Origin of the sequence: Aeromonas sp. R7-5, assembly GCF_040908015.1 — a bacterium.
Classification (GTDB): domain Bacteria; phylum Pseudomonadota; class Gammaproteobacteria; order Enterobacterales; family Aeromonadaceae; genus Aeromonas; species Aeromonas caviae.
In genome coordinates this window covers 47,408-61,402 of record NZ_JBFOCZ010000008.1, presented here as the reverse complement: position 1 = coordinate 61,402, position 13,995 = coordinate 47,408, and the positions used below count along the sequence as shown (strand labels likewise).

Sequence of the window (13,995 nt, the reverse complement as noted above, 5' to 3'; positions counted from 1 at the left end):
CCAACTCAGGATGGGCGAATGATGGCCCCGGTGCGGGCGTCCTTGATTTCGGACGGGTTGGCTTGCCCCCCGACTTCGCCGGGCAGAATGTAAGCCAGCTGGCTTGCCAGCAGATCGCCAATGTCAGCCACCCGGCGAGCAGGTTCCTCACCGGTGAGATTGGCACTGGTGGACACTAGCGGTTTGCCAAATGCCCGGCAAAGCCCTTGCACCTGGGGATGGCCTGTGACCCGCACCGCCAGGGTCTCGAACTGACCGGTCAACCAGGACGGCGTCGTCGCGCGAGCGGGCATGATCCAAGTGAAGGGACCAGGCCAGCTCGCCTGCACGCGAGCAAGCTGCTCATCGCTGAGCTGGCTCAGGTCGATGTAGTCCTGCAATTGCGCCAGATCTGCCGCGATCAGGATCAATCCCTTCTCCACCGGCCGCTGCTTGATGGCCAGCAGCCGCTGCACGGCGGCTTCGGAATCAGGATCACACCCCAGACCAAACACGGCTTCGGTGGCATAGGCGATAACCCCTTCTCCTTGAAGGGCGGCAACCGCTTGTTCAAATTCATTTGGCATAGGCACATGCGACAGCCACGCTGCCGCCTCTCATCACTGGATTGTATGTTGAACCGCTATGACGGCATCGGGGCCATCACTGCTGCGATATGGGCTATATCCCTGCTCCTCTTCAGTCATGCATTTCTGCTCAGACGCTTGAGTGCATCAGTGAACCGAGCAACCGCAGGGAGCTTGAGATGGCGATCAGGTCAGGATCAGGGCAAGTTGGGCGATGTGCATCGGCTCACAACCTCACGCTGACCAGCAATCCGCCTGCCTGATCATGGGCGGCGAGATTATACCCGCTCAATCTGGTGGGAGCATTTCTTTTGCGGGCAGACCCAGCGCAGGTTTCCCCGCACCTTCTTCTCGATCATGATGCCCCAGCCACACTCGGGACAGGGCATGGGAACCGGCTTGTCATTCACCACATACTTGCAGTGAGGATAGGCGTCACACGAGTAGAACTGTTTGCCATAACGGGACGTGCGGCTCACCAGATGACCTTTACCACACTCCGGGCAGAGGATTTGGGTATCGTCACTCTCCTGAAGGGATTCGATATGCTGACAGGTCGGGTACTGGGTACATCCCACAAACAGACCGTAACGACCCTTCTTGATGGCCAGTGGATGGCCACAATCCGGACAGGACGACCCCTCGAGCACTTTCTCTATGTCGCGGCCAGAGGGGGTGAGGGAGCGAATGTAATCGCAAGCGGGATAGGCTGAACAACCAAGGAAGGGACCGTGCTTGCCCTGGCGGATCACCAGTTCAGCACCACACTGCGGGCACGGCTCGCGCTCGAAGGCATGTTCGTGGGCAGAGAAGAGGTGGTGATCGATCTTTGACATGGGCCGCGCCTTGAAATCCAGATGGCCTGAATTCTACCAGCGCGGCACCGGGCTGTCAGTGGATGACGCCGTCCGACTCGTCAAACACCAGCTCTTCCATCTGCTGGTAGGCGTTTTCACTGCCTGGCACATTGAACAGCACCATCATGACGACCCACTTCAGATCGTCCAGCTCGATGTCCGGCTTGTCCAGCTCGAGCAACCGTTCGATGCAGATTTCACGGGTTTCGGCATTCAGCACTTGCGCCTGCTCCAGGAACAGCAGGAAACCGCGACATTCAGTACTGAGGCGAACCAGCTCCTGCGGCGCATAGATCCGCATAGAGCCCTGCTGGCTTGCGGTGACATAGACTTCCCGCTCGCTGTCGTGCAGGTTGGCCAGTCGCTCCAGCCAGTTGAGCGCTTTCTCGATCTCGTCCTTGTCGAAACCGGCCCGGCTCAGTTCGTCGGTGAGTTCATCCTGCTCGACCATCACATCTGCATCGCTGTGGATGTAGGTCTCGAAAAGGTACATCAATACATCAAACATGATTCGCCCTCCTCGCTCTGACATATCCACCGGCTACCGCCATCACTGCACCAACCAGCTCCAGCTCTACCAACCTGCCCAGTACGACATCGACAGGAAGCCGGGCCCGTTCGGCAACGGTATCCACGCTCGTGGTCTCATAATCTACGTTATCCAACAAATCGGCATAAGGCAATTCGCTATTATGCTGCGCCTCGGAAGAACCGTTGACTGGTCCGGGGGGCAAGACCAGCCTTGGAAACTCTTCCAGGATATCGGCGGCATTCAAGACCAGCTTGGCACCCTGTTGAAGCAGACGGTTGCACCCTGCTGCCTGTGCATTTTGCGGGGCGCCGGGAACGGCAAAGACCTCGCGGCCCTGCTCCAGCGCATAACGGGCCGTGATGAGCGAACCACTCTGTTCTGCCGCTTCCACCACCAGTGTCCCCAGCGACAGACCACTGATGATACGGTTGCGGCGAGGGAAGTGTTCAGCCAGGGGGCCTTGCTGGGGCGCCAACTCGGAAACAAGCAGACCTTCCTGCTCGAGGATCTGCATCGCCAACCCCTGATGACGCTTGGGGTAGAGACAATCCAGACCGGATCCCAGCACCGCCAGGGTGATTCCGCCCGATGCCAGCGCCTGCTGATGGCAGACGCCATCGATGCCCAACGCGAGGCCGGAGGTGATCGCCAGACCACAGCCCACCAACTCGGCACACAAGCGTGTCGCATTGTCTTTGCCGGCATAGGTGGGATGGCGGGTACCCACCATCGCCAACTGTGGCAGGGAGAGGGATGAGACGTTCCCGCGGCAGTAGAGCAAGAGCGGGGCGCCGGGGATCTCTTTGAGCAGGGCAGGATATGCGGGGTCATCGGGACAGAGGAGGTGATTGCCGGGCTCGGCGGCCCAGCTCAATCCCTGCTCCACGACAGGAAGAGGCCATCTCATCTGCTGAATCTGGGCACTCTGCAGACCAAGAGCTCGCAGGGCGCCATCATCTGAGCCAAACAGAGTTGTGATGTCACCACCCACATGAGCCAACAGGCGAGCGGCGGTGACCGGGCCTATGCCTGTAACGGCATCCAGCGTCAGCCATAGCGACAACCGCTCCAGTGGCAAGGGCACGTCAGAAATTACTGACCTGATAACCAGATCCGACCAGATCCTGGCTCTGCAGGATAAGACCGTAACTCAATTTGTCGTAGACCTTGAACAACATGACTCTGGCAACGGCCTCGGCAGGCAGCGATGACTTGCCGGCAGAATAGAACGCCTTGTCATAGACGGATGAATATTCCCGATATGACACCTTGCCATTCTTGTCTACCATCTCGGCTCCCGGGCGCAGGATCTCGAGCACATCGCCCGGGGCCACCTGATCACGCTCCCCCTTGTTGATGAGTACCACATCAAATTTGCCCCCACCATGTACCTTACTCGGCAGCTCGATCACATAGCCGGGAGAAATGGAGGGTGCCGCCTTTGGCATGAACACGGCAGTGATGCTCTCCTGCGATGGCAGCGGCATCACCTTGTCGCCCTGATACACCTCACGCCGGTTATGGGTCAGCGTCACTTTGGTGGTGTCGTGGGCAAGGTACTCCTCTGCCCGCACCGTGCCGACAAAAATCGCCTCCTGACCGAGCGACTCGCCAGTATGCTTGTCCTTGTATGCCACCCCCGGGCGATAGAGGCCATAACTCTGGCCCGGGTTCAAGGCTCCTTTCACATAGAGAATGTCGCCCTCCAGCATCCCGACATGCTTGTCATTGTTGCCGAGCACATAGGGCAGGTCCTTGCTCTGCTGGCTATTGGCCAGAATGTGGTCGGTCTGCAGGAAGGGCGCTATCTCACTCAGAGGCAGGGTCGGTATGGGATTGGCCTTGTTTTCATAGCGGTTCTTGGGCGAGAGACGGATGACCTGCTTGCCCCCCTGACTGGCTTTGCCGAGCCGAGGCTCACCATTGACCCAGCTCAGGTGCAGCACGTCACCGGGATAGATCCAGTGGGGATTGGCGATCTGCGGATTGATGTTCCAGAGGCGTGGCCAGAGCCAGGGTTCGGCCAGATACTGGCCCGAGATGTCCCAGAGGGTGTCCCCTTTTTGCACCACATAAGTCTCGGGGTAACCGGATTTGAGCGTCAACTGCTGTGCCATGGCGCCACCGGCCAGGGCTGTCGCCAGGCAGGCGACGACGATTTGCTTCAGATACATAACACTCCCTGTTACTTCTGCACGCAAAGTGTTGCTGTTTTTTGTCGGCGTAAATGACTAGAATTACGTCAATATTGACTGCGTTTATATGAAACTAAAGAAAAAATTATGGCCATTCTAGATGTATTGCGTTTCCCCGATGAGCGTCTGCGCACAGTCGCGGCCCCTGTCGAAGCCTTTACACCCGAGTTACAACACATTGTAGATGATATGTTCGAAACCATGTACGCGGAGGAAGGCATCGGCCTGGCCGCGACCCAGGTCGACATTCATCAGCGCATCATCGTCATCGATGTCTCCGAGAACCGCGAAGAACAGCTGGTGTTGATCAACCCGGAGATCCTGGAACAGTCCGGCAGCACCGGCATCGAAGAGGGCTGCCTCTCCGTGCCCGGCAACCGTGCTCTGGTTCCGCGCGCCGAGTGGGTCAAGGTCAGGGCGCAAGATCGCCACGGCAACACCTTCGAGCTGGAAGCGGACGATCTGCTCGCCATCTGCATACAACATGAGATGGATCATCTGGTCGGCAAGCTGTTTGTGGATTACTTGTCCCCGCTCAAGCGCCAGCGCATTCGTCAGAAGCTGGAAAAGATGGCCCGTGAAGATCGCAAAGTCCTCTGAGGATCCGCTCCATTGAACAAGCTGAAACTGATTTTTGCCGGTACCCCCGACTTCGCCGCCCGTCATCTGGCGGCGTTGTTGTCTTCCGGCCACGAGGTCGTCGCCGTTTATACCCAGCCGGACAAGCCCGCCGGTCGCGGCCAGAGGCTCACTGCCAGCCCGGTCAAGGAACTGGCGCTGGCCCACGATCTGCCGGTCTATCAACCTGCCTCCCTGCGCAATGAAGCGGCGCAGGCCGAACTGGCCGCTCTGGGTGCCGATCTGATGGTCGTCGTGGCTTATGGCCTCATCCTCCCCAAGGCGGTGCTCGATACGCCGCGTCTGGGTTGCATCAACGTGCACGGATCCCTGCTGCCGCGCTGGCGCGGTGCCGCCCCGATTCAACGCTCCATCTGGGCGGGGGATGCCGAAACCGGCGTCACCATCATGCAGATGGATGTGGGGCTGGATACCGGCGCCATGATCCGCAAGGTAACCTGCCCCATCGCCAGTGATGAGACCTCTGCCAGCCTCTATGACAAGCTGGCCGGTCTGGGCCCGCAGGCACTGGTCGATACCCTGGACGCCATGGCTGCCGGCGACACCGCCGCCGAGCCCCAGGACGATGCGCTGGCCAACTACGCCGAGAAGCTCTCCAAGGAAGAGGCCCGCATCGACTGGTCGATGGACGCCGTTGCCATCGAACGCTGCATCCGCGCCTTCAACCCCTGGCCCATCAGCTGGTTCGAGGTCGCCGGACAGACCGTCAAGGTGTGGCAGGCCGAGGTCGTCGCACAGGATCACGGCCAGGCAGCCGGTACCCTGCTCAAGGCCGACAAGCAGGGGATCGAGGTTGCCACCGGTCAGGGCGTGCTGCGCCTGCTGACCCTGCAACCTCCCGGCAAGAAGGCCATGTCCGTTTCGGATCTGCTCAACTCTCGCCGCGACTGGTTTGAACCTGGCACGCAACTGATTTGATCTGGATTGAATTGACACAAGCGGGGCCCTGGCCCCGACTTGTGCATCTAAGGTAACGCTATGAAAACACGCGCACAGGCTGCTCTCGTCATTCAACAGGTGCTGGATCAGGGTCAATCTCTCTCCGCCGTTCTGCCTGCTGCCCAGGAGAAGGTCGCCCCTCGCGATCGCGCCCTCCTGCAAGAACTCTGCTACGGCACCCTGCGCTGGCTGCCCCGCCTCGATGCGGCGGTCAGCGAGATGATGGACAAGCCGCTCAAGAACAAGAGCCGCATCTTCCACTACCTCATCCTGGTCGGCCTCTACCAGCTCATCTATACCCGCATTCCGGCTCACGCCGCCGTGGCCGAGACCGTCAACGCCGTCAAGCTGCTCAAGGGCTCTTCCCTGCGCGGCCTCATCAACGGCGTACTGCGCAACTTCCAGCGCAGCGCCGAAGTGATCCTGCTGCGCATCGACCGCGTCCCCAGCGTCCGCCTCGGCCACCCCGAATGGCTCACCAAGCGCCTGCGTCAGGCCTATCCCGATGACTGGGAGTTCATCATGGAGGCCAACAACCAGCGCCCGCCCATGTGGATCCGCAACAACAGCCAGCGCCAGAGCCGCGAGGCCATGCTGGCCCGCATGAGCGAGGCGGGCATCCCGGCCATGGCCGGTGTGGAAGGGGAAGATTGCATCCTGCTGGAGCGCCCCTGCGACGTGACCAAGCTGCCCGGCTTCGAGCAGGGTGACTGCTCGGTGCAGGACGGTGCCGCCCAGCAGGCCGCCGCCCTGCTCGATCCCCAGCCGGGCGAGTGGGTGCTGGACGCCTGCGCCGCCCCCGGCGGCAAAACCGCCCACCTGCTGGAACGCCAGCCGGCCCTTGCCGGCGTGGTTGCCGTCGACGCCGATGACAACCGCCTCAAGCGGGTGCAGGAGAACCTGGATCGCATCGGCCTTCAGGCCCAAGTGATCCACGGTGATGCCAGCACGCCGGATCTGTGGTGGCCACAGGGGCAGTTCGACCGCATCCTGCTGGATGCCCCCTGCTCCGCCACCGGCGTCATCCGTCGTCACCCCGACATCAAGTGGTTGCGCCGGGATCAGGACATCCGCGAGCTGGCCGAGCTGCAACGCCGCATTCTCGATACCCTCTGGGGCAAGCTGAAGCAGGGCGGCACCCTGCTCTACGCCACCTGCTCCGTGTTGCCGGAAGAGAACCGGGAGCAGATCCGCGCCTTCCTGGCCGATACCCCGGATGCCCGCCTGGTGCCGTTGCATGCAGAAGACACCCCGGCCTGTCCGGGTCGCCAGTTCCTGCCCGGCGAGGCGGAGATGGACGGCTTCTACTATGCCAAGCTCATCAAGCTGTAGGCCAAACCGGCGGATGGCAGGCCCGGTGACGGGCCGCCTCATTACGAAGCAACAACCTTGAGTAAGATGGCCTTATGAAAATCATCATTCTGGGCGCAGGTCAGGTGGGTGGCACCCTGGCCGAGAACCTCGCCGGCGAGAACAACGACATCACCATCGTCGACACCGACAGCGAGCGCCTGCGCGAACTGCAGGACAAATTCGACCTGCGGGTGGTGAATGGCCACGGCGCCCATCCCAGGGTGCTGCGCGAAGCCGGCGCCCAAGATGCCGACATGCTGGTCGCCGTCACCAACAGCGACGAGACCAACATGGTCGCCTGCCAGGTCGCCTACTCCCTGTTCAACACCCCGAACAAGGTGGCGCGCATTCGCTCCCCCGCCTATCTGGTGGAGCGGGATCGCCTGTTCCTGCCCGAATCCGTCCCCGTGGATCACCTGATCGCCCCCGAGCAGTTGGTGACCGACTATGTGCGTCGCCTGATCGAGTATCCGGGGGCGTTGCAGGTGGTGGATTTTGCCGACGGCAAGGTGGGCCTGGTGGCGGTCAAGGCCTATTACGGCGGCCCCCTGGTGGGCAATGCGCTCTCCACTCTGCGGGAACACATGCCCAACATCGAAACCCGGGTCGCCGCCATTTTCCGCCAGGGGCGCTCCATCCGCCCCCAGGGCACCACCATCATCGAAGCCGATGACGAGGTGTTCTTCGTGGCCGCGGCGGGCCATATCCGCGCCGTGATGTCGGAGCTGCAACGCCTCGAGAGCCCCTACCGGCGCATCATGATCGTCGGCGGCGGCAACATAGGCGCCGGTCTCGCCCGCCAGCTAGAGAAGCGCTACAGCGTCAAGCTCATCGAGCGCAACCAGAAGCGGGCGGAGCAGCTCTCCGAACACCTGGAACACACCATCGTCTTCTGCGGCGATGCGGCGGATCAGGAGCTGCTGGCGGAGGAGCACATCGACCAGATCGACGTCTTCATCGCGGTGACCAACGAGGATGAGGCCAACATCATGTCGGCCCTGCTCGCCAAGAAGATGGGGGCCAAGAAGACCATGGTGCTGATCCAGCGCGGCGCCTACGTGGACCTGGTACAGGGCGGCTCCATCGACATCGCCATTTCCCCCCAGCAGGCCACCATCTCGGCCCTGCTGACCCATGTGCGCCGTGCCGACATCGCCAACGTCTACAGCCTGCGCCGCGGGGCGGCCGAAGCCATCGAGGCGATCGCCCACGGGGACGAGAACACCTCCAAGGTGGTGGGCAAGACAGTGGGCGAGCTCAAGCTGCCCCCAGGCACCACCATAGGCGCAGTGGTGCGCGGTGACGAGGTGCTGATCGCCCACGATCGCACCCAGATACAGCAGGATGACCACGTGGTGATGTTCCTGGTGGACAAGAAGTACATCCCGGAAGTGGAGCGTCTGTTCCAGCCCAGTCCCTTCTTCCTGTAAGCCGGCCATGTCTCTGGCAACGGTATCCGGACCCGGCCCCTTTTCTCAGGAAAGGTCCGGGTCTTTTTTCAATCAACGACCAGGTTATCTTGCATGATCAAGCTGCATCCCATCGTCTTCACGCTCGGGCTGGTACTCTCCAAGCTGGCGCTCTTCATGTGGCTGCCCACCCTGCTGGCCCTGCTGACCGGTTCGGAAGGTTTCGTCGAATTTCTCAAGTCGGTCTTGATCACCCATGGTGCCGCCCTGCTCTGCCTCCATTACGGTCGCAAGGCAGAGTTTCACCTCGGCGTGCGGGAGATGTTCCTGCTCACCACCTCGGTCTGGGTGGTCGCCTGCGTCTTCGGGGCCCTGCCCTTCGTCTTCATCACCCATATCGACTTTGCCGACGCCTACTTCGAGACCATGTCGGGGGTCACCACCACGGGATCCACCGTGCTGTCGGGGCTGGACGGCATGGCCCACAGCATCCTGCTGTGGCGATCCATCCTGCAGTGGCTGGGCGGGGTCGGCTTCATCGTGATGGCGGTGGCGGTGCTGCCCTACCTCAACGTCGGTGGCATGAAGCTGTTCCAGACCGAGAGCTCCGATTGGTCCGACAAGAGCGCCCCCCGCGCCAAAACGGTGGCCAACAACATAGTGCTGGTCTATCTGGTACTCTCCATGCTCTGCTTCCTCGCCTACTGGGTGAGTGGCATGAACCTGTTCGAAGCGGTCAACCACGCCATGACGACCCTCAGCACCGGCGGCTACTCCACCTCGGACCAATCCATGTCCCACTTCTCCCACGCGGCGCACTGGATAGGCACCCTCTTCATGTTCCTCGGTGGCCTGCCCTTCCTGCTCTATGTGCAGGCTCTCTCCCGCCGTGACAACAGCCTGTTCAAGGATGCCCAGGTGCAGGGCTTCTTCTGGCTGATCGTCTGGGTGACCCTGGTCGTCACCTTCTATCTCTGGGTGAGAGACATCTACGGCTTCATGGATGCCTTGCGCATCAGCAGCTTCAATATCGTCTCCGTGCTCACCACCACGGGTTTCGGACTCGGCGACTTCGGCACCTGGGGCCCGCTCACCACCATTATCTTCATCATCCTGCTGGCACTCGGCGCCTGCTCCGGCTCCACCTCGGGCGGGCTCAAGATCTTTCGGGTCCAGGTGGCCTTCGCCCTGTTCAAGAAACAGATGCGCCAGCTGATGCACCCCTCCGCCGTGTTTCCCCAGAAGTACAACGGCCGTCCGGTCAACGACGCCATCATCCGCTCCCTGATCTCCTTCGTGCTGGTCTACTTCGCCATCATCCTGCTCATCGCCGCCCTGCTCGCCGCCATCGGGCTGGACCCCCTGACCGCCATCTCGGGCTCCATCACCGCCGTGGCCAACGTGGGCCCGGGCATGGGGCCTGTCATCGGTCCCAGCACCAACTTCGCCAGTCTGCCGGATGCGGCCAAGTGGATACTGTCGTTCGGCATGCTGCTGGGACGCCTCGAGATCCTGACGGTGGCGGTGCTCTTCTTCCCCTCCTTCTGGAAGCAATAAGCAGCCGTCCAGGCTGTTGCATGAAACGAAAAGGGCAGCCAATGGCTGCCCTTTTCGTTGTCCCGGCGAATGACGACTCCCCTCAGTCCGCCGACTCCTCCCGCTCCAGCGCCCTGTCCACCAGCGCGTCCGGCAAGGGCTTGGTCACCTCGACCCCCAGCTCGCGAAAGCGCTCGGCCTGGGCGATCAGGTTGCCACGACCGTTGACCAGCCGGCCCATCGCCTTGTCGTAGCTCTCCTGCGCCTTGTGCAGGCTGCCCCCCATCTGCTGCATCTCCTCCACGAACAGCCGCAGCTTCTCGTAGAGGCGGCCGGCCCGCTCCGCTATCTGGCGCGAGTTCTGGTTCTGCCGCTCGTAGCGCCACAGGTTCTCTATGGTGCGCAGCGCCACCATCAGGTTGGTGGGGCTCACCAGCAGGATGTTGTGTTCCAGCCCGTAGCGCACCAGGGAAGGGTCCGCTTCAAGGGCTGCGAGGAAGGCAGGCTCCACCGCCACGAACATCAGCACATAGTCCAGGGTGCGCACACCGGGCAACTGCTGGTAATCCTTGCGGCCCAGCTCGCGGATATGGTTGCGCACCGAGGCGACGTGCTCCTTGAGCGCCACCGCCTTCTCCAGATCGTCAGCGGCGTTGTACCAGCGCTCATAGGCGGTCAGCGACACCTTGGCGTCGATGATGATGTCCTTCTCCTGGGGCAGGTGGACGATGACGTCGGGCTGGTAGCGCTTGCCCTTGTCCACCTCGATGTTGACCTGGGTGTGGTACTCATGCCCCTCGCGCAGGCCGCACTCGGAGAGGATCCGCGCCAGCACCACCTCCCCCCAGTTGCCCTGCTGCTTGCTGTCGCCCTTGAGGGCCCGGGTCAGCGCCGCCGCCTCTTCGGTCATGCGGGCGTTGAGCTCGGCAAGGCGCTCCAGCTCGAACTTGAGGTTGTGGCGTTGGGCCGTCTCCTGGGCGTGGGTCTCTCCCACCTGGCGGCGAAAGCCCTCCAACTGCTCCTTGAGTGGAGTCAGCAGGAGATCCATGCTGTTCTGATTCAGTTCGCGGAAGTTGCCGGCATTTTGTTCAAAGATACGATTGGCGAGGTTCTCGAACTGTTGGCTGAGGCGCTGTTCAGCCTCTTGTTGCAGTTGCAGCTTCTCGGCGCTGGCGATGCGTTCGCTGCGCAGGGTCGCCTCGGCTTCCTTGAGACGGGCGGTGAGCTTGAGCAGCAGGGTCTGCTGCTGATCCAGCTTCTGCTGAGCCAGCATCTTCTCGTCCTGCAGCGCGTCCCAGCGATCCTGCAACCCCTGATAACGCTCCTCCAGCAGCAGCGCCTCTTCACGGCCGCTGCGCCGCCCCCACCACCAGCCGAACAGCAGTGCCAGCCCGCCAGCCAGCATGGCAGGCCACCAGGTCAGCAGCGGGGTCATCGGCGCCCCCGCTGGCGCAGGAAGAGTTCGAGATAGCGGTTGAGCAGCAACCAGATCAGCACATAGAGCAGGTAGGCCGCCAGCACCACCCACTTGTGGCTGTTGACCCCGGTATCCAGTTCACTGAACTCGATACCCTTGAGATGGCAGTAGGCCCACATCAGCAAGGGGAAGACATAGAGCAGAGAAGCACGCCACAGAAATAGCCACATGAGTTCATTCAATCCCGCAAAAAGACCCGCCTAGCTTACACAAGGGCAACCCGGCTTGCGATCCTGCCCGCCGCTATTCTCTGGCTTGCCGGCCCAAAACTGGATAAAATTAACCCCTAATAGGTATAGAGGTGGGCATGACGCATTTTTTCTGTCGCTGGCTGGCACACGCATGGGGGAGCCCCCGCAGACCCGAGGTGGTCTGCCATGAGGCACGCCCGCCCTGGGCCATCGACGAGTCCCAGTTCCTCACCCTCTGCACCCGTTGTGGCGACTGCTTCAAGGCGTGTCCCAACGGCCTCATCAAGCCCGCCGATCGCCCCGAATATGACGGCAGCCCCATCACCGGTACCCCAGTGCTGGATCTCGCCTGTGGCCAGTGCAGCTATTGCGGCAGCTGCGCCAGAGCCTGCCACACGGGCGCACTGGATCTCTGCCTCGGCCGCCAGGTGCAGACCCGGGTCAGGATAGAGGCGAGCTGCCAGGCCCGTCAGGGCTACTACTGCCTGCTGTGCGAAGATGCCTGCCCCCAGCAGGCGATCAAGGTCGGCAGCGAGGGAGTGACCGTCAACATGGCCGCCTGCGATGGCTGCGGCGCTTGCGGCCTCGCCTGTCTGCACGGAGCCATCACCCTTGTGCCCCAGCTCTGACCGCTGGCAATGACAGAGGGGCCCGCAGGCCCCTCTGTCATTCACCGTGGCATCATGCCATGGTCAGGATATTATCCTGCTCTATGCCGAGAAGGTGGCACAGACGAGTGGGATCCCGCACCGCATCCGCCAAAGTGTACTCCCCCAGCACCTCGAGGAAGGCGTGCATGGCGCGGCGCAGAATGCCCTGGATGCGGCAGCCCCCGGAGAGACGGCAGTTTTCGCGCTTGCAGTCCACCGGGCAGAGCACGTGCTCCATGTCCATCACCACATCGCGCAGGTTGATGGAGACGGCGGCACGGCCGAGGCGGATGCCCCCATGCTTGCCACGCACCGTCTCGATGTAACCTTTGATGCCGAGCTGATGCACTATCTTGACCACGTGATTGCGGGAGATGGCGAAGGTGTCGGCCACTTCCGTGATGGTCGACAGGCGATCACCGGGCTGGATGGCCAGGAAGGTCAGGGTACGCAGGGCGTAGTCGGTAAATCGTGTCAGTTGCATGGTCGCACTTGCCTCTTACTACAAGCCAGAAATCAGGACGACAGCCGGTGGCCAAAGAGGGGGTCTGCACATGCGTGCGCACGGGATGGGCTTCTTCGACCGAGTCGTGAAGTCACAAGGGTAAGAGCAGCCCGGGCGGGTGTCGACGAAGATGTACATAAATCGACACTTTCTTTGATTGATCGCAAACTTGCCGCCTCGGCGAGGGGTTTTGGCGGTTTCCGTCGACAAACCCCCACCTCCTCTGCCATCGCCGGAGCCGTTGTCCGGCGAGTTCAGTGGGGCTGTTTCAGCCAGTTGCGCAGCGCCTGGGAGGGGATGGAGCTCTCGGAGGCCACCGCGAAGGCGCCCCAGTCCACGGCGCACTGCAACGCATCGGCCATGGCCATGCCCCGCGCAAGACCGTGGATGAGGCCGCCCGCGAAGGCATCCCCCGCCCCCGTGGTATCCACCACGGAGACCGGTCGCGCCGCCACCCTGACCTGCTCCTCCCCGTGAATGGCCACGGCGCCCGCCTTGCCCTCGGTCAGCACCAGCCATTCGAGCTGATCCCCCGCGAGCTGGCGGGCATGCTGCCAGGGGTCGCTCACCTCGCCGAGATCGGAGCGGGAGGCCACCAGCACGTGGCAAGGGCGGCGGGCCTGCCCCCCCTTGGGATACTGGGCCACCACGAAACTCTTGGCGAGCATCTGGCGCATGTAGCCCACGATGGCGGTGCCCGGATAGTTCACATAGAGGCAGTCCACCCCTTCGGTCGGCAGATCCCCCGGCAGATCCGGACGACGTGGGCGCCTGAGGATGGTGCGCTCACCGGTGGCGTCCACCAGCACCAGCAGCTCGCCGGTCTCGCCGCCAAAGCGTTCCACATGGCTGCAATCCAGGCCGTATGAGGCCGCCTGCTCCAGCAGCCAGTCACCGGTGTCGTCCAGCCCGACCCGGGAGGCGATGATCACCTCGTGCCCCGCCCACACCAATCCGATGCCGGTATTGGCGGCGCCGCCGCCGAGCCTGCGCCCCTGATCCACGTATTGCAGCCGCGCCCCCGCCACCAGGGGTTCGGCCAGGGAGAGCACATGATCACAGTTGAGATTGGCGAGCAGCAGGATGCGGGACATGGAAACCTCGGCGGGAGGAGGCCGGCACCCTGGGGTGCCGACACAGAAACGG

The 13,995-nt window shown here is 62.3% G+C and carries 15 protein-coding genes; 6 read left to right on the top strand and 9 right to left on the bottom strand.

The features are described 5' to 3' along the window. Positions 1–5: 5 nt before the first annotated feature. The 5 genes from AB5Y53_RS03070 to AB5Y53_RS03050 all read right to left on the bottom strand — a co-directional run bounded on the left by AB5Y53_RS03070 (position 6) and on the right by AB5Y53_RS03050 (position 4,129). On the bottom strand, positions 6–566 hold the full coding sequence (locus tag AB5Y53_RS03070; protein WP_039039520.1) for a Sua5/YciO/YrdC/YwlC family protein: 561 nt from the start codon (positions 564–566) through the stop codon (positions 6–8). 278 nt (positions 567–844) lie between these two features. Then, complete coding sequence (locus AB5Y53_RS03065; protein ID WP_368181112.1) at positions 845–1,402, bottom strand: topoisomerase DNA-binding C4 zinc finger domain-containing protein; 558 nt, start codon at positions 1,400–1,402, stop codon at positions 845–847. A gap of 55 nt (positions 1,403–1,457) precedes the next feature. Further along, entirely contained in the window at positions 1,458–1,931 is a 474-nt protein-coding gene (locus AB5Y53_RS03060; RefSeq protein WP_010672510.1) for a DUF494 family protein, read from the bottom strand. Further along, a complete protein-coding gene (gene dprA / locus AB5Y53_RS03055; RefSeq protein ID WP_368181111.1) occupies positions 1,924–3,039 on the bottom strand; it encodes a DNA-processing protein DprA in 1,116 nt (371 codons plus the stop codon). Before dprA ends, AB5Y53_RS03060 begins: the two co-directional genes overlap by 8 nt. Before the next feature lies 1 nt (position 3,040). Continuing rightward, positions 3,041–4,129 carry a LysM peptidoglycan-binding domain-containing protein gene (locus AB5Y53_RS03050; protein WP_323953308.1) on the bottom strand — a complete coding sequence of 363 codons (1,089 nt, stop codon included), beginning with the start codon at positions 4,127–4,129 and terminating at the stop codon, positions 3,041–3,043. Between the two features lie 108 nt (positions 4,130–4,237). Between AB5Y53_RS03050 and def the strand changes: the two genes are divergently transcribed. The 5 genes from def (at position 4,238) to AB5Y53_RS03025 (ending at position 10,047) form a co-directional block, all read left to right on the top strand. Continuing rightward, positions 4,238–4,750 (top strand): peptide deformylase, encoded by a 513-nt coding sequence (def, locus tag AB5Y53_RS03045; RefSeq protein ID WP_010672507.1) that lies wholly within the window; start codon positions 4,238–4,240, stop codon positions 4,748–4,750. A gap of 12 nt (positions 4,751–4,762) precedes the next feature. After that, positions 4,763–5,707, top strand: coding sequence for a methionyl-tRNA formyltransferase (fmt, locus tag AB5Y53_RS03040; protein WP_368181110.1), 945 nt, complete (start codon positions 4,763–4,765; stop codon positions 5,705–5,707). A gap of 60 nt (positions 5,708–5,767) precedes the next feature. Then, the gene (gene rsmB / locus AB5Y53_RS03035) at positions 5,768–7,060 is read left to right on the top strand and encodes a 16S rRNA (cytosine(967)-C(5))-methyltransferase RsmB (RefSeq protein ID WP_368181109.1); all 1,293 of its coding nucleotides are present in this window, start codon (positions 5,768–5,770) and stop codon (positions 7,058–7,060) included. Positions 7,061–7,134: 74 nt separating this feature from the next. Next, positions 7,135–8,511 carry a Trk system potassium transporter TrkA gene (gene trkA, locus AB5Y53_RS03030; protein WP_010672504.1) on the top strand — a complete coding sequence of 459 codons (1,377 nt, stop codon included), beginning with the start codon at positions 7,135–7,137 and terminating at the stop codon, positions 8,509–8,511. A gap of 93 nt (positions 8,512–8,604) precedes the next feature. Continuing rightward, on the top strand, positions 8,605–10,047 hold the full coding sequence (locus AB5Y53_RS03025; RefSeq protein ID WP_010672503.1) for a TrkH family potassium uptake protein: 1,443 nt from the start codon (positions 8,605–8,607) through the stop codon (positions 10,045–10,047). A gap of 82 nt (positions 10,048–10,129) precedes the next feature. On the opposite strand, the gene rmuC is transcribed toward AB5Y53_RS03025, so the two are convergent. Next, a complete protein-coding gene (gene rmuC / locus AB5Y53_RS03020; RefSeq protein ID WP_160837014.1) occupies positions 10,130–11,461 on the bottom strand; it encodes a DNA recombination protein RmuC in 1,332 nt (443 codons plus the stop codon). Then, positions 11,458–11,673: a hypothetical protein gene (locus AB5Y53_RS03015; protein WP_010672501.1), complete on the bottom strand. Its 216-nt coding sequence runs from the start codon at positions 11,671–11,673 to the stop codon at positions 11,458–11,460. Before AB5Y53_RS03015 ends, rmuC begins: the two co-directional genes overlap by 4 nt. 137 nt (positions 11,674–11,810) lie before the next feature. On the opposite strand from AB5Y53_RS03015, the gene AB5Y53_RS03010 reads away from it, so the two are divergent. Next, entirely contained in the window at positions 11,811–12,323 is a 513-nt protein-coding gene (locus tag AB5Y53_RS03010) for a ferredoxin-type protein NapF (protein WP_368181108.1), read from the top strand. A gap of 52 nt (positions 12,324–12,375) precedes the next feature. Here AB5Y53_RS03010 and AB5Y53_RS03005 read toward each other — a convergent pair whose 3' ends face one another. Then, the gene (locus AB5Y53_RS03005; RefSeq protein ID WP_010672499.1) at positions 12,376–12,828 is read right to left on the bottom strand and encodes an Rrf2 family transcriptional regulator; all 453 of its coding nucleotides are present in this window, start codon (positions 12,826–12,828) and stop codon (positions 12,376–12,378) included. A 275-nt stretch (positions 12,829–13,103) separates the two neighbouring features. Then, positions 13,104–13,943, bottom strand: coding sequence for a PfkB family carbohydrate kinase (locus AB5Y53_RS03000; RefSeq protein WP_010672498.1), 840 nt, complete (start codon positions 13,941–13,943; stop codon positions 13,104–13,106). Between the last annotated feature and the right edge of the window lie 52 nt (positions 13,944–13,995).

What these genes read in the sequence shown, in the direction of transcription:
- AB5Y53_RS03070 (WP_039039520.1), bottom strand. Translation starts at nt 566, where the DNA reads ATGCCAAATGAATTTGAACAAGCGGTTGCCGCCCTTCAAGGAGAAGGG.
- AB5Y53_RS03065 (WP_368181112.1), bottom strand. Translation starts at nt 1,402, where the DNA reads ATGTCAAAGATCGATCACCACCTCTTCTCTGCCCACGAACATGCCTTC.
- AB5Y53_RS03060 (WP_010672510.1), bottom strand. Translation starts at nt 1,931, where the DNA reads ATGTTTGATGTATTGATGTACCTTTTCGAGACCTACATCCACAGCGAT.
- AB5Y53_RS03050 (WP_323953308.1), bottom strand. Translation starts at nt 4,129, where the DNA reads ATGTATCTGAAGCAAATCGTCGTCGCCTGCCTGGCGACAGCCCTGGCC.
- def (WP_010672507.1), top strand. Translation starts at nt 4,238, where the DNA reads ATGGCCATTCTAGATGTATTGCGTTTCCCCGATGAGCGTCTGCGCACA.
- rsmB (WP_368181109.1), top strand. Translation starts at nt 5,768, where the DNA reads ATGAAAACACGCGCACAGGCTGCTCTCGTCATTCAACAGGTGCTGGAT.
- trkA (WP_010672504.1), top strand. Translation starts at nt 7,135, where the DNA reads ATGAAAATCATCATTCTGGGCGCAGGTCAGGTGGGTGGCACCCTGGCC.
- AB5Y53_RS03025 (WP_010672503.1), top strand. Translation starts at nt 8,605, where the DNA reads ATGATCAAGCTGCATCCCATCGTCTTCACGCTCGGGCTGGTACTCTCC.
- rmuC (WP_160837014.1), bottom strand. Translation starts at nt 11,461, where the DNA reads ATGACCCCGCTGCTGACCTGGTGGCCTGCCATGCTGGCTGGCGGGCTG.
- AB5Y53_RS03015 (WP_010672501.1), bottom strand. Translation starts at nt 11,673, where the DNA reads ATGTGGCTATTTCTGTGGCGTGCTTCTCTGCTCTATGTCTTCCCCTTG.
- AB5Y53_RS03010 (WP_368181108.1), top strand. Translation starts at nt 11,811, where the DNA reads ATGACGCATTTTTTCTGTCGCTGGCTGGCACACGCATGGGGGAGCCCC.
- AB5Y53_RS03005 (WP_010672499.1), bottom strand. Translation starts at nt 12,828, where the DNA reads ATGCAACTGACACGATTTACCGACTACGCCCTGCGTACCCTGACCTTC.
- AB5Y53_RS03000 (WP_010672498.1), bottom strand. Translation starts at nt 13,943, where the DNA reads ATGTCCCGCATCCTGCTGCTCGCCAATCTCAACTGTGATCATGTGCTC.